Origin of the sequence: Devosia sp. Root413D1, from assembly GCF_001425235.1 — a bacterium.
Classification (GTDB): Bacteria; Pseudomonadota; Alphaproteobacteria; order Rhizobiales; family Devosiaceae; genus Devosia_A.
The window spans coordinates 498,469-514,519 of the sequence record NZ_LMEA01000001.1 but is presented as its reverse complement, the minus strand read 5'-3'; the positions used below and the strand labels follow the sequence as shown (position 1 = coordinate 514,519).

Below are 16,051 nucleotides of genomic sequence, written 5' to 3'. Positions count from 1 at the left end.
AGCGCGACCAGGCAAATTTCGTAACGGGGGACGCCCGATGAGCAAACCCGGCATTCAAACTCTCGAAGAGCAGTGCGCCCAGAAGGGCATGCGGATGACCGACCAGCGTCGGGTCATCGCGCAGGTGATCGAGCAGGCGGTCGACCACCCCGACGTCGAGGAGCTGTATCGCCGCGCCTCGGCCATCGACGCGCGCATTTCGCTCTCCACCGTCTACCGCACGCTCAACCTGTTCGAGGAAGCGGGGCTCGTCACCAAGCACGACTTCAAGGATGGCCGGGCGCGCTTCGAGCTGATCCCGGATGAGCACCACGATCACCTGATCGATATCCGCTCGGGCAAGGTGATCGAGTTCCGCAACGAAGAGATCGAAGCCATCCAGGAGGTGATCGCCAAGCGCCTGGGTTACCGGCTGGTCGACCATCGGCTGGAGCTCTATGCTGTGCCGCTCAAGTCGGACGAGAACAAAAAATGATCCTGCGCGTGCTGTTCTTCGTCTTCTGCTACGTGCCGTTCCTCATCGTGTTCGTGCCGCTGCAGTTCCTCGTTTCGCGCAGCCCATGGTTCAACAACCAGATCCCGCGCTGGTTTCACTGGTTCGGCTGCACCTTCCTCGGCATGAAGGTGAACGTCATCGGCACGCCCTCCACCGACCGGGCGACGCTGATCGTTTCCAACCACATCTCGTGGACCGACATCATCGCCATCGGCTCCAAGGCCGACGTCACCTTCGTCGCCAAATCGGAGATCCAGAAATGGTTCTTCGTCGGCTTCATGGCCTCGTTGCAGCGCACGCTCTATGTCGATCGCAAGAAGCGCAGCGACGCCAAGCGGGTCAGCGAGGAGATGGGCAAGCGCATGGCCTCAGGCGGCGCGGTGCTGCTGTTCGCCGAGGGCCAGTCCGACCTCGGCACGCACGTGCTGCCGTTCCGCTCGGCGCTGATCGGCGCCGCCCAGCACGCGATGGAGGAAGCCGGCGCCGGCGAGGTGATGATCCAGCCGCTGACCATCGCCTATACCAAGCTGCAGGGCCTGCCGGTCGGCCGCACCGACCGTTCGTTCATCGCCTGGATCAAATCCAAGTCGGTGAAGCAGAACATCAAGGAAATCCTCACCGGCGGCACCCGCGAGGTGACTCTCGCCTTCGGCACGCCGCGCCCGCTCAGTTCCGGCACCAACCGCAAGGAACTGGCCAAGCAGACCGAGAACGAGGTCCGCCGCATGCTGGTGGCGCTCAACCGCGGCACGCCGCTGCCGGTCGCGGCGGAATAGGCTTCAGCCCAAGGCTAGTCGACGAGGCAGAAGTGGTTGCCTTCGGGGTCAGCCATGACGGTGTAGCCGTCGGCTTCGCGCAGCACGGCGGCGCCGAGGCCGATCAGCCGGGTGCGCTCGGCCGGCCGATCCGCCACTTGCACATCGAGATGGATGCGGCCCTGCACCCGGCCGCGTTCGATCTCGTGGAAGCAGAGCGTCGGACCGGGGCCATCGACCATTACCACCGGATCGGTTTCGGGGGTGAGGCCGAGCGCGGCGAGCCGGGCGATCTCCTCGTCGTCATAGGGGCGCACCGCATAGCCCTGGATCACCTCTGTCCAGAATCGGGCCAGCGGCGCGGCCCGGGTGCAATCGAAGACGATCTCCTTCAGCGTACCGCTCATTTCAGCGCCTCATCGAAATCGGCGATGATCGCGTCGGCGTCTTCGATACCGACCGAAACGCGGAACACTCCCTCGCCGGCCCAGTCGCGATAGTTCCGCTCGTCGGCAAGGGCGAAGGAGGAGCGCAGGATATCCTCGGTCGGGATGTAAAAGCAGAGCGACTTGGTCTTGCCCAGCGACACGGCGTAGCTCACGAGCTTCAGCCGTTCGGCCAGCTGCCGCGCCATGCCGGCGCTGTCGGAGTTGACCGAAAAGCTCAGCAGCCCGGAGAAATTGCGCATCTGCCGCCGCGCCAGCTCCGCCTGCTCGTGGCTGGCGAGCCCTGGCCACAGCACGCGCCGCACTTTCGGGTGCCGCTCCAGCCATTCCGCCACCATCAGGGCATTGGCTTGATGCTTATCCATCCTAAGGCCCAGCGTCTCGATACCGCGGAGGATCAGGTAGGCGGAAAATGGCGACAGCACCGCGCCGTGGTGGATCAGCACCTCCTTGCGCAGCGCGGCGATCGGCACGGCGCGGCCGATCACCGCCCCGCCCAGTGCGTCGCCGTGGCCGCAAAGATATTTGGTCAGCGAGTGGCAGACATAGTCGGCGCCCAGCGCGATCGGGTTGGTACCGACCGGCGTGGCGATGGTCGAATCCACCGACAATTCGGCCCCGCCGGCATGAGCGATGGCGGCGACCGCGGCGATGTCGGTGAGCTTGAGGATCGGGTTGGCCGGGGTCTCGATATGCACCAGCCGGGTGTTGGGGCGCAGCGCGGCCGCGACATTGTCGGGGTTGGAGCTGTCGGCGAACGACACTTCGATCCCCTGCCGCGGCAGGGCATGCCGGGCATATTCTGCGACGCCGGCATAGCAGACGTCGGAGAGCACCAGGTGATCGCCGGCCTTGAGCAGGCCAGCAAACAGTCCGGTGATTGCCGCCATGCCCGAGCCGAAGCTCAATGCCGCCTCGCCACCCTCGAGCAGCGCCAGGCGCTTTTCCAGGAGCTCGAGCGTCGGGTTGCTCCAGCGGGTGTAAAAATGCGGCGCATCGGCCTCGAGGTCCGAAGCAGAAAAGCCCACCGCATCGGGGTGGGTGAAATAGGTGGTCGACAGCACCGGCGCCGGCGCCAGTGGTTCGCCGACGACGCGGGCGCCATCGCCGCCATGCAGGGCCAGAGTATTGAGGTGGTTGGTCATGGTGGTTTTCTCCGAGCAGGGAACGTGCCTCAATCCGGCGCGTGGGGCCACCCCCACCCAGCTTCGCTATGGCTTCGCCGAGCTGCGCTACCCTCCCCACAAGGGGGAGGGAGGATGCGAGAACCGAAGCTTCAGTCGTCTCCCTCCCCCTTGTGGGGAGGGATCAAGGGTGGGGGTGGCCAGGCGCACCAGCCCAGTGCTTTTGCACTCCACCCCACTTCGGTGTATTCACCCGCCCATGACCGAGCACACGCCCAAGAAGCTGTTCATCAAGACCTACGGGTGCCAGATGAACGTCTACGATTCCGACCGCATGGCGGATGCCCTGGCGCCGCACGGCTATGAGCCGGTGCAGGTGATGGAAGATGCCGATCTGGTCGTGCTCAACACCTGCCACATCCGCGAAAAGGCCTCCGAGAAGGTGTTCTCCGAGCTCGGGCGGCTGCGTGACCTGCGCGAAGAGCGCCGGGCCAATGGCCAGGACCTGATGATCGGCGTCGCCGGCTGCGTGGCGCAGGCCGAAGGCGACGAGATCGTCCGCCGGGCGCCGGCCGTGGACCTGGTGTTCGGCCCGCAATCCTACCACCGCCTGCCCGAGCTGATCGCCCGCGCCCATAATGGCGCCAAGGTCGTCGACACCGACTTCCCCGAGGAAGACAAGTTCGAACACCTGCCGGCGGCGAAAAAGGAAGTCACCCTCGCCCGCGGCCTTACCGCCTTCCTCACCGTGCAGGAAGGCTGCGACAAGTTCTGTTCGTTCTGCGTCGTGCCCTATACCCGTGGCAGCGAAGTGTCGCGCCCCCTCGAGCAGGTGCTGCGCGAGGCGCAGAACCTTGCCGAAGCCGGGGTGCGCGAGCTCACCCTGCTGGGCCAGAACGTCAACGCCTATCACGGCCTTGATGCGCGCGGCCGTAGCGTCGGGCTCGGCGAACTCTGCCATCGGCTGGCCGAGATCCCCGGCATTGCCCGCATCCGCTACACCACCTCGCACCCGCTCGACATGACCGACGAGTTGCTTGAGGCGCATCGCGATCTCGAGGCGCTGATGCCCTATCTGCATCTGCCTGTTCAGGCTGGCTCCGACCGCATCCTCAAGGCGATGAACCGCCGCCACACCCGCGCCGACTACATGCGGGTGATCGAGCGCATCATGGCGGCCCGGCCGGACATGGCGCTGTCAGGCGATTTCATCGTCGGCTTCCCCGGCGAAACCGATGCCGATTTCGAGGAGACAATGCAGGTGGTCAAGGATGTCGGCTATGCCTCGGCCTATACCTTCAAGTACTCGATCCGCCCCGGCACGCCCGGTGCTTCGATGGACGACCAGGTTGCCGAAGCGAAAAAGACCGAGCGCCTGCAGCGGCTCAACGACCAGATCAACGACCAGATGCATGCCTTCCATCGCTCGGTGGTCGGCCGCACCCTGCCGGTGCTGATCGAGAAGGCCGGCCGGCAGCCCGGCCAGATCGGTGGCCGCTCGCCCTATCTGCAGGCCGTGCATATGGATGGCCCGACCCGGTTGATCGGCCAGATCATTCCGGTCGAGATCGTTGAAGCCCGGAATAATTCCCTCATCGGCAAGATTGTCACAGTCGCGGAACCGAATCCTGCTAGCGTTATTGAGTCTCAAGCCATCGCGGCCCATATCTGAGAGGCCGCCCTTAGGAGCCCCAGAGATTTGAGCAGGCATTTGCCCCCGTCTACCGACCACGGCCCGTCCTCCCAGCTTGAACTCGCCTTCGAAGACAACAAGCTCGCCGCGCAACTCTACGGCGATTTCGACCAGCACCTGGCTTTGATCGAACAGCGATTGTCCGTACAGGCGACGCCGCGCGGCAACCACGTGATGCTGAAAGGCGGCGCCACTTCCGTCGACCAGGCGCGGCGCGTCCTCGAGTCGCTCTATGAGCAGCTCGAAGAGGGCCAGCAGATCGAGGTGTCGACCGTCGACGGCGTCATCCGCATGATCGAGACCGAGGACAGCCAGCTGAGCCTGCCCACGCTCGAGAAGAAGGGCAGGGTGCGCATGGCGCAGATCGCGACCCGCAAGGCCACCATCGTCGCGCGCACTCCGGCGCAGGACGCCTATATGCGCGCCATGGACCGGAGCGAACTGGTGTTCGGCGTCGGCCCGGCCGGTACCGGCAAGACCTATCTCGCCGTCGCCCACGCCGCGACGCTGCTGGAGCGCGGCGATATCAACCGGATCATCCTTTCCCGTCCGGCTGTCGAAGCCGGCGAGCGTCTCGGGTTCCTGCCCGGCGACATGAAGGACAAGGTCGATCCGTACCTCCGCCCGCTCTATGACGCGCTCTATGACATGATGCGCCCCGAACATGTGGAGCGCTGCATCACCTCGGGCATCATCGAAGTGGCGCCGCTGGCCTTCATGCGCGGCCGCACCCTCGCCAATGCCGTGGTGATCCTCGACGAAGCGCAGAACACCACCTCGATGCAGATGAAGATGTTCCTGACCCGCCTGGGCGAGAACAGTAAGATGATCGTCACCGGCGATCCGACCCAGGTCGACCTGCCGCGCGGCGAGAAATCCGGGCTGATCGAGGCGGTGCACCTGCTCGATGGCGTCGAGGGCGTGCATATCTCGCGCTTCAACGATAAGGACGTGGTCCGTCACGCGCTGGTGGGCCGGATCGTCCGCGCCTACGAAGCCGATACGGCGCGCCGGCTGGCCGAGAACAACACGAAGGCCTGATGCAAGCCCCATTATCAATCGCCTTCGCGGTCAACGCGGAGGGCTGGCCCGAGAGCCTTGAGGCCGTGGCCGAAACCGCCATTCGCGCCGCGCTGAAGCAATCGGAAGCCGAGGTCATCGGCGTTACCGAGGTCTCGGTGGTCTTGACCGACGATGCCGAGCAGCGCGAGCTCAACCGGCAGTGGCGCGGCTTCGACAAATCCACCAACGTCTTGAGCTTCCCGCAGATCGAGCCGTTCGCGCCGGTTTCAGGGCTGCTCGGCGACATCACGCTGGCGCGCGAGACGGTGGAGAAGGAGGCCGAGGAGATGGGCATTTCCTTTGAAGCGCATTTCACCCACTTGGTGGTGCACGGTTTCCTGCACCTGTTGGGCTACGACCATATCGAGGAAGAGGACGCCGAGGAGATGGAGGGGCTCGAAACCGAGATCCTCGCGAGCCTCGGCATTGCCGATCCCTACGCCGATAGCTAAATTACACCCTCCGATGAATTGAAGGCCGCACGCGGCCATACCCGATGAACGACTCCGACAGTCCGTCCGCGCCGCCCAAAAAGCCGGCGCAAACCAAGTCCAACAACGAGCCTCCTTCTAGTCCCGCCCCCGCGGTCACGTGGGGGCAAAAGATCTGGAATCGCCTGCGCGGCCTCATCGCCATGCGCACCGTGTCGCTGCGCGATGACCTCGAGGTGGCGCTCGAGAGCGAGAACAATGGCGGCACCGCCGATTTCACCCAGTCCGAACGCACGATTTTGAAGAACGTGCTCGATCTCGCCGAGAAGCGGGTCGAGGACGTGATGATCCCGCGCGCCGATATCGAGGCGATCGAGACTTCCGAGACGCTCGGCGTGCTGGTCACCCGCTTCCGGCAGGTCGGCCACTCGCGCATGCCGGTCTATTCCGACAGCCTCGACAACATTACCGGCTTCATCCACGTCAAGGACGCGTTGCGCCGGATCACCGAGCCGGCGACCGACCCCGAAGCGACGGTGCCGGTAAAGCTGGTTTCGACGCCGCTGCGCAGTAGGCTCGAAAAGCTCGACCTGGTGCGCCAGGTGCTGTTCGTGCCGCCGCTGATGCCGGTGGGCGACCTGTTGCAGCAGATGCAGCTCAAACGCGTGCACATGGCCGTGGTCATCGACGAGTATGGCGGCACCGACGGCCTCGTCACCATCGAGGACCTGCTCGAAGCGGTGGTCGGCGAGATCGAGGACGAGCACGACGACGACGTGGCGCTGGTGCGCAAGGTCAACTCCAACGTCTTCATCGCTTCGGCCCGCGCCGAACTCGAGGAAGTGCGGGAGGTGATCGGCCCGGATTTCGACCCCGGCAGCCATGCCGACGAAGTCGATACGCTGGGCGGCCTGGTGTTCGAACTGGCCGGCCACGTCCCGGCCAAGGGCGAGCACGTCAACGGCATCAAGGGGTTCGAGTTCGAAATCCTGCAGGCCGACAGCCGGCAGGTCAAACGCGTCAAGATCAAGCGGCTGAAGCAACCGAAACCGCGGCCGCCCAAGCCGCCGGTGGCGAAGGCGCCGGAGGATACGCCGGCGCCGGCGGCGGAGTAGGCGTCACCCGGAGGCCGCGGGGCTGACGGCTAGCGACGGTGGATTAGAGACCACAGTGCTATCCCCAACCACGGTTGTCATCCCAGCGAAAGCTGGGACCCAACTCTCCTCTGGCGCGGGCTGTAAAATGGGTCCCAGCTTTCGCTGGGATGACATCCGGTGGGTGGGTCAACGGCCGAGCCCCCCACCCTCGTGAAGCGATCCGGCCGTCCTACCCCTCAGGCCCGCTCCAGATTCCCCACCACGATCTCGCGCCAGATCCGCACCGGCGTTACCCAGCGATCGAACTTGTTGTAGTCGCCCGCATTGATGACGCAGGCGATGCCGGCTTCGGGGGCCAGCCAGAGCCGCTGGCCGCCATTGCCGAAGGCGCCGACCCAGCGCAGCGGCTTGTCGTAGCCGGGCGCCGGCGCTTCGTGGATGTACCAGAGCCGGCCATAGCCCAGCCCGTCCCAGGTCTGGATGGCGGGCGTCCATGAGGCTTCGATCCACGCCGCCGGCACCACCTGCCGGCCTTCGTGGCGCCCGCCATCGATCAGCATGGCGCCGATCCGCAACAGGTCCGGTGCGGTGAGGCGGAGGCCGGAGGCCGGCGACACCACGCCGTCGCTTCCCGCCATCCAGTAGAAACCGGTGATGCCGAGCGGCGCGAACAGCGCTTCACGCGCGAAGTCGGGGAGCTTCTGGCCGGAGCCGCGTTCGATCAGCGCACCGATCAGCGCCACGGCGCCGCCGGAATAGACCCATTTCTCACCCGGTGCGCCGGTGATCGGCCGATCGAGAATGAAGCGGTAGCGATCCGGCGCCATTTCCATGGCGATCTCGGAATTGGTCGGGTCGGTATAGGGTTTGTTCTCGTCCCACTCCATGCCCATGGTCATGTTGAGGGTATGCGCCACCGTCACCTTGCGCCGCTCGGGATCGGCGACGAGATCGGGATATTCGGGGAAGCCGTCGATCACCGGCGCATCGAGCGCCGGCACGAGGCCGCGCTCGAGCGCGATGCCATAGAGCAGCCCGACAATGCTCTTGGTCACCGAGCGGAGGTCGTGCAGCACCTCCGGCCCGAACTGCACGCGGCCCAACGAATCACCCCAGCTTTCGTCTTCGCCTTCGAAATACTGCTCGAGCACCAGCTTGCCGGCGCGGCTCACCAGCAGGGCGTGAATGGGCAGCAGGAGCCCCGATTCGAAGCCCGCCGCCAGCTTCCGCTCGAGGTTGGCGGCAAAGCCCGCCGCTTCGGGCGTTGCCCGTTCCCAGTTCGTCACCGTCGTCTCCCTTGTTCTGTCAACCGATGCTGGGGCACGGCCGGGCTCGTCGCTTGATCACGGTTGCGCTAGCGCTGGCCACTGGGGCGCTGCCGACTTGACCCGGCGCGCCCACCTCGCGACCTTGCCACATGCCCTGTGATTCGAGCGCCGCATGACCTGGCTGGCCGAGACCGTGATGCTGAGCCATGGCTGGCGACGCTTCCTCATCGTCGTCGTGGCCGGGGCGATCGCGGCGGCTTCGGTGCCTCCGTTCTTCCTCCTGCCGGCGCTGTTCCTTGCCCTTCCCGTCTGGGTCTGGGCGCTCGATGGCGCGGAACATCGGCGGCAATGGCGCCGGCTGGTCGGCCCGGCATTCCAGATCGGCTTTGGCTTCGGGCTCGGCTATTTCACGGTGGCGCTGCACTGGCTGGGCGCGGCGTTCCTCCAGGAAGGCGGCGTCTTCCTCATCCTGATGCCGTTCGCCATCGTCGGGCTGGCAGCAATTCTCGCCATCTTCTGGGGGTTGGGCAGCGCACTGGCGCACCTCGTCTGGTCGGGCGGCGCCTTTCGTATCGTCACCCTGGCCAGCTTCCTGGCGCTGGCCGAATGGGGGCGCGGGCACCTGTTCTCGGGCTTTCCGTTCGATCTCATCGGCTACGCGCTGACCGCCAATGACGAGATGCTGCAGCTCGCTTCGGTGGTCGGCAGCTATGGGCTCACCTTCATCGCCGCACTGATCGCCATGACGCCGGCGCTGATCTGGCCGGCCGACCAGCGCGGGCTGGTGCGCCGGCTGATCCCGATCTTTCTCGCCATCGCGCTGATCGCGGCGCAGGTCGCCTATGGCAACTGGCGGCTCACCAGCACCACCCTCACGGCGCGCACCGATATGAAGGTGCGCATGGTGCAGCCGATGGTGCTCGAGCACGCCGACTGGTCGGTGGCCGATCCCGATGCGATCATCAACCAGCTGATCGGCCTCTCCGAAAGCAAGCTGACCCCCGCCGATCCGGGTCTCAGCGGCATCACCCACCTGGTGTGGCCGGAATCGGTGTTTCCGTTCTTCCTTACCAACTACCCCGATGGCATCGCCCGCATCGCCCGCATGCTGCCCGACACCACGCTGCTGCTCACCGGCGCGCCGCGCGAACCGATCGGCGACGACGGCCTGCCGATCCCCGACAACCCGGGCTACAACTCCATCCTCGCCATCGACAGCAGTGGCGAGGTGGTGGCGAGCTACGACAAATCGCACCTGGTGCCGTTCGGCGAATATCTGCCGTTCCAGAGTTTCTGGCGGCTGTTCGGCATCAACCAGTTCGTGCCGGGCACCAATGGCTGGGCCGCCGGCGACGGCCGCCGGCTGATGACGCCGCCTGGCACGCCGCCATTCCTGGCGCTGGTCTGCTACGAGGCGGTGTTCCCCGGCGATATCGGCGACCCCGCGCAGGCGCAATTCATCCTCAACGTCACCAACGATGCCTGGTTCATGGGTTCGATCGGCCCGGCCCAGCACGCCCACCATGCCCGGATGCGGGCCGTCGAGACCGGGCTGCCGATGCTGCGCGCCGCCAATACCGGGGTGACGCTGAGCGTCGATCCACTCGGCCGCGTCGTCGCGCAACTGGCCGAGGAGCAGGTCGGGGTGCTCGACGTGGTGCCGTCCGAGCCGCTGCCCGGCGGCACGCTGTTCAACCGGATCGGCGACTTGCCGTTCTGGGTAGCGGTGGTTCTCGGCATCCTCGGCTCGCTGGTTGCGGCGCGGCGCCCGCGTCGCATCGCATGAATTTTCTGCAACAGCGCCCCTGGGGGACATAAAGCTTCCTTTATATGACTTGACCGCGCGATGCCCGAGTGGCAAAACACCGCTCAACTGTGCGAATTTCGCACTTTTTGACCAATTTTCGGGGGTTTCGCCTTGGCTCGGTCTTCTTATCTGTTCACCTCGGAGTCGGTTTCGGAGGGTCATCCGGACAAAGTTTGTGACCGGATTTCCGACGAGATCGTCGATCTGGTGTTCCGTGAGGCCAAGAAGGCCGGCATGGATCCGGCCAAGGTGCGCATCGCCTGCGAAACGCTGGCGACCACCAACCGTGTGGTGATCGCCGGTGAAGTGCGCGTCCCCGAGACGCTGCTGAAGCGTGGCAAGGACGGCAAGGTGCTGCTCGACGCGGCCGGCCACCCGGTGGTCAATCCGGCCAAGTTCAAGTCGACTGCCCGCAAGGCGATCAAGGCGATCGGCTACGAGCAGTCGGGCTTCCACTGGAAGACCGCCAAGATCGACGTGCTGCTGCATGGCCAGTCGGCCGATATCGCGCAGGGCGTGGACGAATCGGGCAACAAGGATGTCGGCGCCGGCGACCAGGGCATCATGTTCGGCTATGCCAGCCGCGAGACCCCGGAACTGCTCCCTGCTCCGATCTACTACGCCCACAAGATCCTCGAGGCACTGACCATCGCGCGCAAGGCCGGCGAAGGCGCGGCGATCAAGCTCGGCCCCGACGCCAAGAGCCAGGTCACCATCCGTTACGAGAACGGCAAGCCGGTCGCCGTGACGCAGATCGTGGTCTCGACCCAGCATGTCGATGCGAGCCTCTCGTCCGAGGACGTGCGCAAGATCGTCGAGCCCTATGTCCGCGCCTCGCTGCCCGAAGGCTGGATCTCCAAGGACACCGTCTGGCACGTCAACCCGACCGGCAAGTTCGTGGTCGGCGGCCCGGATGGCGATGCCGGCCTGACCGGCCGCAAGATCATCGTCGACACCTATGGTGGCGCGGCCCCGCATGGCGGCGGCGCCTTCTCGGGCAAGGACCCGACCAAGGTCGACCGCTCGGCGGCCTATGCGGCGCGCTATCTCGCCAAGAACGTCGTCGCCGCCGGCCTCGCCGACCGCGCCACCATCCAGCTGAGCTACGCCATCGGCGTCGCCAAGCCGTTGTCGATCTATGTCGACCTGCACGGCACCGGCAAAGTCGCCGAGGACAAGCTGGAGATCGTGCTGGGCGAGGTGTTCGACCTGTCGCCCCGCGGCATCCGCACCCACCTCGACCTCAACAAGCCGATCTACGCCAAAACCTCGGCCTATGGCCATTTCGGCCGGAAGCCCGGTCGCGACGGCTCGTTCAGCTGGGAAAAGACCGACCTGGTCCCGGCGCTGAAGGCCGCAGTGAAGGCGGCTGCCTGACGACTTCGGCGCTACGCAGACTCCTCCAATCAACCAGGCCATCCCCGCGAAAGCGGGGATTGCTGTTTTTGGCAGCCGGGGCCGGAACGCCGTGCTAGTGGACCCCATGACCTCCAAACCCCACCATCCCCTCAACGTCGATGGCGAGCCGCGAGCCTTTTTCGGCCGGCGCTCGGGCAAGCGCCTGCACAAGGGGCAGGACCAGCTGTTCAAGGAGTTGCTGCCTGAACTGGAGATCGCGCTCGGCGATGAGGTGCTCGATCCCACGGCGCTGTTCCCCGAGGCGAGACGGCGCGAGATCGAGATCGGCTATGGCGGAGGCGAACACCTGTCGCTCGAAGCCAGCCGCCATCGGGATACCGGCTATATCGGCTGCGAGGTGTTCTCCGGCGGCATCGCCAAACTGCTGCAGCAGATCGACGAGGAGGAGCTCGGCAATATCCGGCTCTACACCGACGACGCGCTGAAGCTGTTGCAGAAGCTGCCCGACGCCAGCCTCGATGGCGCCTTTTTGCTCTATCCCGATCCGTGGCCGAAGACCCGCCACCACAAGCGGCGCTTCATCTCGCCTCTGACGCTCGCGCAACTCGGGCGGACCCTGAAGCCCGGCGCACCGTTTCGCTTCGCCACCGATATCGAGGACTACGCGAACTGGACGCTGGCGCATATTTTGCGCGCGCCCGACTTCATTTTCGCGCCGGAGCGACCGCGAGTCTGGCACGAGCCTTATGCTGGCTGGGAGCCGACGCGATACGAAGAAAAGGCCCGCGCTGCCGGCCGGACCACCAGCTTCTATCTGAGCTTCCGACGCCGCTAAAGCGCGTCGCGATCTCCAGGATTCGCTCTGTGCGCTTTAGCTCTTTGTTTTCACGCATGTCTTTGTCCCGAAACCGGCGCCCGCTTTCGGGAGACATGCTCTAGAACGCTGCAGGCCCGCCCTCACCTGCCGAGCGTTAATAGAACGTTCAGGCAACCGAGCACTGAAATCTGGCCGCTGCCTCTGGTAAACGGCGCCTCGTGAACGATATGCGACGATGGGGATCTCGCGCCATCCGGTAACGGCTGGCCACCATTGTGCGTGGAGTTGGCGTATGCGTCAGCAGAACCGTTCGCCCGTCAACCAAGCCGTGATCGAGGAACTCTTGACCACTCGAAACAGCAAGTGGACGCTGACCGTTGTGCTGCATCTCAGGCATGACACACTGCGGTTTTCCGAGCTGCAGCGTGAGATCGGCAGCATTTCGCAGAAAGCCCTGACATCAAGTCTCAGGGCGCTGGAACGCGATGGCTTCGTCAGCCGCACCAGCTATGCGACGATACCGCCGCGGGTCGATTATGCGCTCACCGAGCTCGGTGCCGAGGCGCTGAAAGCTTTCGAGGCCTTCGAGGCTTTTGCGGCGCGCCACTGGCATCGGGTGCTGGAGGCGCGGCAGCTGTTCGACGCCCGTGACGCCGATCAGCTCGAGCCTCCGGTGCTGCGGATCAGCACCGGCCGTTGATCCCCGGGTCTTAGCCTCTGTCACGCTTTCAAGGTAGAAAGTCTCACAACTTTTCCTGAAAGCGCTCGACGGCAGTTTGCCCGGGATCAGCGAGCCGGCAGGCACGTAGCCCGCCGGCTCGGGGGGTCGTCATCAGTCGAAGAAGTTATCGACGAGGAGCGAGCCCTCGTTGACCGGAGCCTTGCGGGCGCCAGTGTCAACCTTGCTCAGCACGCGGGTGTTACCGCCCACCGAAGCCTTCACCGGGGTCAGCGTATCCTTGTAGAAGTACTCGAAGGTCGAGGAACCGTCGGCCTGCTTGACCACGGCGCGGATGACGTTGTCGGTGTTCTCGTACACGTCGGTGGCTGCAATGCCCTTCTGGTTGAGCTGGGTCACCAGGAAGTCGCTGTCGAAGCTGGAATCCTCAGACGCCGCAAAGGCGGGAACCGAGAGACCGCCGACGACGAGCAGAGCGGCAAGGCCAAGAGCAGAAGTCTTCATTTTTCATGTCCCTTTCGTTTTCTGGACAACAGGGAGATCGGACTCCACCGGCCAACTCGCAAGGCACTAAATCTGCACTCATGGCCCTTGAAATTCGATAATGCGTGCAGAGGGTTACACCAGGGAATGCCACCATCTTGTGAGAAACCCACCTCCCTCGAGGGGGGTTGGTTGCCTAAAGGAAACCATTGGTGGAAGCTGGCTTTGAGGATGATTTTGCGCGCCGATTGACCATGGTTTGATGGGAACCGGCGGCGCATTTTCAGCGTCTCAGAGCGACAAGGAGACGTGTCGTGCACCACACCGTGAGAATCCTAAATATTCAGCAGGTGACGCATAATGTGCGCCGCTACGTGCTGGAAAAGCCCGCCGGCTACCGGTTCGAACCGGGTCAGGCCACCGAGCTGTCGCTCGATGAGGAGGGTTGGCGCGACAAGAAGCACCCCTTCACCTTCACCGCGCTCAACGACTGGGACGATCTCGAGTTCACCATCAAGAGCTACTTCAACACCGGCGGCGACGGCATGACCGAGCGGCTGTTCGGTTACGGCCCCGGCCAGAAGCTGGTGCTGCGCGACCCGTGGGGCACCATCACCTACAAGGGGCCGGGCACCTTTATTGCCGGCGGCGCCGGGGTGACGCCATTCATCGCCATCCTGCGTCAGCTCCACCAGGACGGTAAGCTCGCCGGCCATCGGCTGATCGCGTCCAACCGCAAGGCCGAAGATATTATCCTGCGCGACGAGTTCGAAGCGATGGCGGGGCTCGAGGTCACCTGGACGGTCACCGACGAGCCAAATGCTACGGGGGTCCTGCACGCGCGGATCGACGAGGCCTTCCTCAAGCGCCACGTGCACGACATCAGCCAGAACTTTTACCTCTGCGGTCCGGATCCGATGGTTGCCGACCTCAAGGCGGCGCTGGGCGGGCTCGGGGCGGCGGCGGAAGCGCTGACCTGGGAGAAGCCCTAGGCCACCCGGGTATGTTGTTGAGCAAGCCCCATAGGCTGGCGCGGGCCGCCCCACCCTTGATCCCTCCCCGCAAGGGGGACGCGGTAGCGCCCCGAGGGGAGGGAGACGCAAACTGAGATACTGGTGTGAGCGTCTCCCTCCCCCTTGCGGGGAGGGGACAGGGGTGGGGGTCCGCCCGCACCGGCGTTTCGGTTAGGGGCTCAGCCCTGCGGCTTATTCGGCCGGCTGCGGTTCTGCCTCTGCCGGGAGGCGACTGCGACCGGCGAGGGTGCGTTGCCCCAGCAGCACGGTGAGCAGCGCCAGGGCGCCCGACACCACCGAGACGACGAAGCCGTTGCTGGCGCCATAGCTATCCACCACCCAGCCGGTGACGAACGAGCCCAGCGCCATACCGATGCCGATGCCGGTCATCACCCAGGTGATGCCTTCAGTCAGCATCGCCGCCGGCACCCGGCGCTCGATCAGGCCGAAAGCCGTGATGAAGGTGGGCGAGATGGCGACGCCGCTCGCGAACACGGCGAGCGCCAGCATCGGCACACTGTCGACGAACAGCAGCGGCCAGGCGGTGACGGCGATGACGGCCAGTGCGATCGCCAGTTGCTTTTCGAGCGCCAGCCTGAGGTTGAGCGCCCCGACGATCAGGCCGACGACGAACGAGCCGACGGCATAGACGCCGATGACGAGGCTGGCCGCGCCGGGCTCGCCCAGCTTTTCGGTGATCGCCACCGCGCTCACTTCGGCCGTGGCGAAGATCGCGCCGACGAAGATCAAGGCAAGGGTGATGATCTGCACCGGCCGCTGCCGGATGGCGGACTGCCCGCCGCCCGCCATGGCGCCGCTGGGCTTGGGCTCGGTGCGACGCTGGGCGATGAAGGCCAGCCCGCCCAGCCCCAGGAACAGCGTGCTGGCGAGCAGGCCCGCCTCGGGGAACAGCGCCACCGCGAGACCCACCGACAGTGATGCGCCGGCAATATAGACCAGCTCATCGGCCGAGGATTCAAAGGCGAAGGCGGTGTTGAGTTCGGGCCGATCGCGGAACAGTTCGCTCCAGCGCGCCCGAATCATCGCCGGAAAGCTCGGCATCAGCGCGGCGGCAAGCGCCGCGGCGAACAGCGTCCAGATCGGCCAATCCTGATAGGCCGCCAGCATCAGGACGATGAAGGCGGCCAGAGCGATGAGCGTCGTCGGGATCAGCACGCGTGACTGGCCCAGCCGGTCGACGACCCGTGAGATCTGCGGGGCGAATAGTGCATTGGCAAGCGCGTAGGTGGCGGACACCGCACCGGCGAGCCAGAACTCGCCATGCGTCTGCGACAGCATGGCGACGATGCCGATCGGCGCCATCGCCATGGGCATGCGGGCGACGAAACCGGCGGCGGCAAAGCCCTTGGCGCCGGGCGCCCGGAAGATCTCCAGATATGGATTCGGCATGACGATCCCTCGACATTTCGGAAGCCGCGGATTACATGATTGACATACGCGGCGTATGTGAGACATCCAGTTACATACGTAGCGTATGTCAATTAGCATACGTGACGTATG

General features: G+C 65.1%; 16 protein-coding genes. 11 read left to right on the top strand and 5 right to left on the bottom strand.

The window, feature by feature from the left end; genetic code table 11:
* Nucleotides 1-37: 37 nt before the first annotated feature.
* Nucleotides 38-475 carry a Fur family transcriptional regulator gene (locus tag ASC89_RS02590; RefSeq protein ID WP_055874230.1) on the top strand — a complete coding sequence of 146 codons (438 nt, stop codon included), beginning with the start codon at nucleotides 38-40 and terminating at the stop codon, nucleotides 473-475.
* Complete coding sequence (locus ASC89_RS02585) at nucleotides 472-1,272, top strand: 1-acyl-sn-glycerol-3-phosphate acyltransferase (protein ID WP_055874233.1); 801 nt, start codon at nucleotides 472-474, stop codon at nucleotides 1,270-1,272. The genes ASC89_RS02590 and ASC89_RS02585 overlap by 4 nt, the downstream gene beginning before the upstream one ends.
* Nucleotides 1,273-1,286: 14 nt before the next feature.
* Here the strand turns inward: ASC89_RS02585 and ASC89_RS02580 are convergent, their stop codons facing one another.
* Both ASC89_RS02580 and ASC89_RS02575 read right to left on the bottom strand, forming a co-directional pair.
* Entirely contained in the window at nucleotides 1,287-1,658 is a 372-nt protein-coding gene (locus ASC89_RS02580; protein WP_055994306.1) for a VOC family protein, read from the bottom strand.
* Nucleotides 1,655-2,842: a PLP-dependent aspartate aminotransferase family protein gene (locus ASC89_RS02575; RefSeq protein WP_055994303.1), complete on the bottom strand. Its 1,188-nt coding sequence runs from the start codon at nucleotides 2,840-2,842 to the stop codon at nucleotides 1,655-1,657. The genes ASC89_RS02580 and ASC89_RS02575 overlap by 4 nt, the downstream gene beginning before the upstream one ends.
* 238 nt (nucleotides 2,843-3,080) lie before the next feature.
* Between ASC89_RS02575 and miaB the strand changes: the two genes are divergently transcribed.
* The 4 genes from miaB to ASC89_RS02550 all read left to right on the top strand — a co-directional run bounded on the left by miaB (nucleotide 3,081) and on the right by ASC89_RS02550 (nucleotide 7,122).
* Nucleotides 3,081-4,493, top strand: a complete 1,413-nt coding sequence (gene miaB, locus ASC89_RS02570) for a tRNA (N6-isopentenyl adenosine(37)-C2)-methylthiotransferase MiaB (protein WP_055994300.1) — start codon at nucleotides 3,081-3,083, stop codon at nucleotides 4,491-4,493.
* A gap of 39 nt (nucleotides 4,494-4,532) precedes the next feature.
* Nucleotides 4,533-5,555, top strand: coding sequence for a PhoH family protein (locus tag ASC89_RS02565; protein WP_244488381.1), 1,023 nt, complete (start codon nucleotides 4,533-4,535; stop codon nucleotides 5,553-5,555).
* The gene (gene ybeY / locus ASC89_RS02560; protein ID WP_055874250.1) at nucleotides 5,555-6,028 is read left to right on the top strand and encodes an rRNA maturation RNase YbeY; all 474 of its coding nucleotides are present in this window, start codon (nucleotides 5,555-5,557) and stop codon (nucleotides 6,026-6,028) included. The genes ASC89_RS02565 and ybeY overlap by 1 nt, the downstream gene beginning before the upstream one ends.
* Nucleotides 6,029-6,210: 182 nt before the next feature.
* A complete protein-coding gene (locus ASC89_RS02550) occupies nucleotides 6,211-7,122 on the top strand; it encodes a hemolysin family protein (protein ID WP_156384473.1) in 912 nt (303 codons plus the stop codon).
* Between the two features lie 218 nt (nucleotides 7,123-7,340).
* On the opposite strand, the gene ASC89_RS02545 is transcribed toward ASC89_RS02550, so the two are convergent.
* The gene (locus ASC89_RS02545; protein ID WP_055994297.1) at nucleotides 7,341-8,390 is read right to left on the bottom strand and encodes a serine hydrolase; all 1,050 of its coding nucleotides are present in this window, start codon (nucleotides 8,388-8,390) and stop codon (nucleotides 7,341-7,343) included.
* Between the two features lie 154 nt (nucleotides 8,391-8,544).
* Here ASC89_RS02545 and lnt point away from each other — a divergent pair, with 154 nt between their 5' ends.
* From lnt to ASC89_RS02525, 4 genes are all read left to right on the top strand, one after another.
* On the top strand, nucleotides 8,545-10,158 hold the full coding sequence (lnt, locus tag ASC89_RS02540; protein WP_055994294.1) for an apolipoprotein N-acyltransferase: 1,614 nt from the start codon (nucleotides 8,545-8,547) through the stop codon (nucleotides 10,156-10,158).
* Nucleotides 10,159-10,290: 132 nt separating this feature from the next.
* Nucleotides 10,291-11,556 carry a methionine adenosyltransferase gene (gene metK / locus ASC89_RS02535; protein ID WP_055874262.1) on the top strand — a complete coding sequence of 422 codons (1,266 nt, stop codon included), beginning with the start codon at nucleotides 10,291-10,293 and terminating at the stop codon, nucleotides 11,554-11,556.
* A 106-nt stretch (nucleotides 11,557-11,662) separates the two neighbouring features.
* Nucleotides 11,663-12,373 carry a tRNA (guanosine(46)-N(7))-methyltransferase TrmB gene (locus ASC89_RS02530; RefSeq protein ID WP_055874265.1) on the top strand — a complete coding sequence of 237 codons (711 nt, stop codon included), beginning with the start codon at nucleotides 11,663-11,665 and terminating at the stop codon, nucleotides 12,371-12,373.
* A gap of 274 nt (nucleotides 12,374-12,647) precedes the next feature.
* The gene (locus ASC89_RS02525) at nucleotides 12,648-13,055 is read left to right on the top strand and encodes a helix-turn-helix domain-containing protein (RefSeq protein WP_055874268.1); all 408 of its coding nucleotides are present in this window, start codon (nucleotides 12,648-12,650) and stop codon (nucleotides 13,053-13,055) included.
* A gap of 132 nt (nucleotides 13,056-13,187) precedes the next feature.
* On the opposite strand, the gene ASC89_RS02520 is transcribed toward ASC89_RS02525, so the two are convergent.
* Nucleotides 13,188-13,538: a hypothetical protein gene (locus ASC89_RS02520; protein ID WP_055874271.1), complete on the bottom strand. Its 351-nt coding sequence runs from the start codon at nucleotides 13,536-13,538 to the stop codon at nucleotides 13,188-13,190.
* 293 nt (nucleotides 13,539-13,831) lie between these two features.
* On the opposite strand from ASC89_RS02520, the gene ASC89_RS02515 reads away from it, so the two are divergent.
* On the top strand, nucleotides 13,832-14,509 hold the full coding sequence (locus tag ASC89_RS02515; RefSeq protein ID WP_055874274.1) for a hypothetical protein: 678 nt from the start codon (nucleotides 13,832-13,834) through the stop codon (nucleotides 14,507-14,509).
* Between the two features lie 213 nt (nucleotides 14,510-14,722).
* Here the strand turns inward: ASC89_RS02515 and ASC89_RS02510 are convergent, their stop codons facing one another.
* Nucleotides 14,723-15,940: an MFS transporter gene (locus ASC89_RS02510; RefSeq protein WP_055874277.1), complete on the bottom strand. Its 1,218-nt coding sequence runs from the start codon at nucleotides 15,938-15,940 to the stop codon at nucleotides 14,723-14,725.
* Between the last annotated feature and the right edge of the window lie 111 nt (nucleotides 15,941-16,051).